The organism is Sphaerospermopsis sp. FACHB-1094, from assembly GCF_014696195.1.
Classification (GTDB): Bacteria; Cyanobacteriota; Cyanobacteriia; order Cyanobacteriales; family Nostocaceae; genus Sphaerospermopsis; species Sphaerospermopsis kisseleviana.
In genome coordinates this window covers 1-3,801 of record NZ_JACJPT010000207.1, presented here as the reverse complement: position 1 = coordinate 3,801, position 3,801 = coordinate 1, and the positions used below count along the sequence as shown (strand labels likewise).

Annotated in this window: 3 protein-coding genes; all 3 read left to right on the top strand. The window is 41.9% G+C overall.

All coding sequences use genetic code 11. The features are described from left to right. Window positions 1-200: 200 nt before the first annotated feature. A complete protein-coding gene (locus tag H6F47_RS26990; RefSeq protein ID WP_190651818.1) occupies window positions 201-980 on the top strand; it encodes a DUF3120 domain-containing protein in 780 nt (259 codons plus the stop codon). A gap of 365 nt (window positions 981-1,345) precedes the next feature. Next, complete coding sequence (psbU, locus tag H6F47_RS26985) at window positions 1,346-1,774, top strand: photosystem II complex extrinsic protein PsbU (protein WP_347239117.1); 429 nt, start codon at window positions 1,346-1,348, stop codon at window positions 1,772-1,774. A gap of 124 nt (window positions 1,775-1,898) precedes the next feature. Then, the gene (nadB, locus tag H6F47_RS26980; protein ID WP_137667697.1) at window positions 1,899-3,602 is read left to right on the top strand and encodes an L-aspartate oxidase; all 1,704 of its coding nucleotides are present in this window, start codon (window positions 1,899-1,901) and stop codon (window positions 3,600-3,602) included. Window positions 3,603-3,801 lie beyond the last annotated feature (199 nt).

The window sequence follows — 3,801 nt, the reverse complement described above, 5'->3', positions numbered from 1 at the left end:
CCCAATTCCCAATTCCCAATTCCCAATTCCCAATTCCCAATTCCCAATTCCCAATTCCCAATTCCCAATTCCCAATTCCCAATTCCCAATTCCCAATTCCCTATTTCCTGAAATTTCCTGTATAATAAAAATGCCCCTGGGGGGGATTTTAGAGTGTGATATTGTAGATAAGTAAAGTTTAGTAACAAATATTAAAAACTTTGATTAATAATACGTTGTCATCCTACACTACTGCGACTTCCTCGATTGAGACTGATTTGTATACCGCTGACACCAAGCCCAGAGGTATCCAAGAATTAGAGTCTACTCTTTCCTTGTTGCCTTCTCTACCAACGGCGATCGCAATTAACCAAATTTGGTTAGTATTTGCAGCGGCGGTGTTTTTGGTATCTGTACCAGTATTTATAGAAGCGCCCTTAGTGCGATCGCTACCTAGTCTGAGTTTAGTGATCACAGGATTTTGGATTTGGCTGAGTTTAAAATTAATGTCCCGACAGCAAACCTATCTGTGGGGCGATTTACTCTTAGGATTTAGCCTCAGTTGGTTAACAGGAGCGATTTACTGGGGTTGGTTACGTTGGGAACCCCTGTGGCACTTACCCATAGAATCAATCGGCCTACCCTTTGCGATATGGTGTTTGCGAAAAAACTGGGGTAAAGTCGGTAACTGGTTCTACCTGGGTTCTTTATTCGGCACAGTTTTAACAGATATATATTTTTACCTAGTAGATTTAATGCCTTTTTGGCGGCAGATTATGAGAACAGATGCCACGGGAGCTTCACAAATCTTAAAAAATGCTCTAGCACAAGTACAAACACCTTGGGGAGAAGGCTGGGCAATTATGTTGGCCTTAGCATTGTTAACAGTGGGGCTAGTACCTTTGGGTAACAAGCAACGGCATTGGTACGCCTTTGGTGGAGCAGTTTTGAGTACAATTTTAGTAGACAGTCTGTTTTTACTAGCTGCGATTCTGGCCTGAAATTCTTAACCATCTAAGAGCAAAAATTAGCAACAAGTTGGTAATAAGGTTGTAACAAATTTTTACAAAGTCAAATCCCAGAAAAAACACTAATGTGGTAATAGCGAGTAATACCCAAATTTTCAACTTCAATTACAGCTAAGTTGGGTAGTTCACTAAGCTGTATATTAGTTTTTGATGACTGCTGTGTGTTAATTCAGCTATTAGCTATTAACCAGAGCATGAAGTCAGAGGCAATCGGTAATCAATCAGCCTGAACTTCAGCAGGGTGAAATAATTACCTCATAACTCGCACTTATGCCCCTAGTTAACAGCTTGTAGTTGAAAGCTTTTATTTCTGTTGGATGGAAAGAGGTAGAAAAATCGTGAAAGGATTAGTACGTTTATTAACAGTTTTTAGTTTGTTGCTAGGCTGCTGGGGATTACTGGGAACAACCCAGATAGCCCAAGCTGCGAGTTTTAGCAACCTGGCTTTGCCTCAAGTCCAAGTTTTGGCAATTGCACGCCAAAACAAGGCAGATCAGAAGCTGGCAACAGAATTTGGTAAAAAAATTGATTTGAATAATACCAATATTGCCGCTTTTCAACAATATCCAGGGCTTTATCCCACCTTGGCTAAAAAAATCATCAAGAATGCGCCTTACAAGAGTGTAGAGGATGTATTGAATCTGGCAGGATTGAGCGATCGCCAAAAAAAGACCCTACAAGCTAACTTAGGCAACTTTACCGTCACAGAATACGAGCCTGAGTTTAACGAAGGTGATGATCGTATTAACAACGGTATCTACAGATAACCCTGATTGGTGATTGGTGATTGGTGATTGGTGATTGGTGATTGGTAAAAAGTTCATTACCCATTACCCATTACCCATTACCTGTTACCCATTACCCATTACCCATTACCCACCTTCCCTAACCTTGTCTCAAATAGATATACCTAACCAATTTGATGTATTAGTAGTCGGCGCTGGTGCTGCTGGACTATATACAGCACTGTGTCTACCAGAATCCTTAAAAGTTGGCTTAATTACAAAAGAAACTGTTACCTTATCCGCCAGTGATTGGGCGCAAGGTGGTATTGCTGCTGCCGTATCCCCAGAAGATTCACCACAATTGCATATTGAAGACACCTTAAAAGCCGGTGCTGGTTTGTGTGATATCAAAGCAGTAGAATTTTTAGCCGAAAAAGCTCCTAGTTGTATTCAATCCTTAGTTAACTTGGGTGTAGCTTTTGACCGTCATGGAAACACCCTAGCTTTAACCTTAGAAGCTGCCCACTCCCGTCATCGGGTTCTCCACGCCGCAGACACCACAGGTAGGGAAGTAACCACTACCCTCACAGACCAAGTATTGCGTCGTCCAAATATCCAAGTGATTCAGCAAGCTTTGGCTTTGTCCTTGTGGATAGAACCAGAAACAGGTCGCTGTCAAGGAATCAGCTTGTTTTATCAAGGTAAGGTGACATGGGTAAAGGCTGGTGCTGTAGTTTTAGCCACTGGTGGAGGCGGTCAAGTATTTGCCCAAACTACTAACCCTGCGGTGAGTACAGGTGATGGTGTAGCTATAGCATGGCGGGCGGGTGCTATCATTCGTGATCCAGAATTTGTCCAATTTCATCCTACAGCTTTAACAAAACCAGGACGTTTTCTCATTAGTGAAGCGGTACGGGGTGAAGGAGCGCACCTAGTGGATAACGAAGGACGACGTTTTGCTTGTGATTATGATCCAGCAGGTGAACTTGCTCCGCGAGATGTGGTAAGTAGAGCTATTTTTAGTCATCTCCAACGTACCGCAGATGATCTTGCTACTGCCAATGTTTGGTTAGATATGCGCTCTATCCCTGCTGAGAAAATTCGGCAACGGTTTCCTAATATTATTAAGGTTTGTCAGCATTGGGGGATTGATGTTTTTCATCAACCGATTCCTGTAGCTCCTGCTGCTCATTACTGGATGGGTGGTATTGTCGCAGATTTACAAAATCGCACTAATATTCCTGGTTTATATGCTGTGGGAGAAACTGCTAGTACGGGAGTTCATGGTGCTAATCGTTTAGCTAGTAATTCTTTGTTGGAATGTATTATATTTGGGGCGCAGATGGCTGATTTACAGATGGAAGTACCGCCAGCAGAGGTTAAAGCCAAGGTTAAAGATTTGCACCCTAGTCCTTTGTTTTGTAATTTATCTGTCAGTGAGTGGGAAAATCAACAGGCACAGTTAGAAAATATCAGGAAGAAATTACCGCGTTTAGTCTGGCAAAGTGCTGGTATTTGTCGAGAACAATCAAGTTTAGAAAATGCGATCGCTACCATTGAATCTTGGCAGCAGGATTTTACGAGTTTGCCTTTAAGTCAATTCTTGCAAAGTTTACAGCCTACAGCAACAGCCAGTTTTAACCTACCAAATATTGACCAACAATTGCGGCTTTGGGCAGAAACTCGTAATTTATTAGATGTAGCTTATTTAATTCTTAAAAGTGCTGCTTTTAGAACTGAAAGCCGGGGCGGACACTACCGCTTAGATTATCCCCAACCAGACCCTGATTGGCAAGTACACACGATGATCCAAAATCATCACTGGTGGAAATCTCAATTCATATCACCAGCTTATCAGAAAAGCGAGTGAGCCAAAACCACTGAGGCATTCAAAAAGTGCCAGCTTTTATGAGGTGGCAACTGAAAAACCTTGCACTTAATTCCTACTTAGGGTTTGCTGAATAAACCTAAAACCTTGATATATCAAAGGTTAGAGGCTGATAAACACAGAAATTAGTGCAAGGGTTTTGAAGGGTATACCGGAAAAAGTGTGCATTTTTGGGGATTTC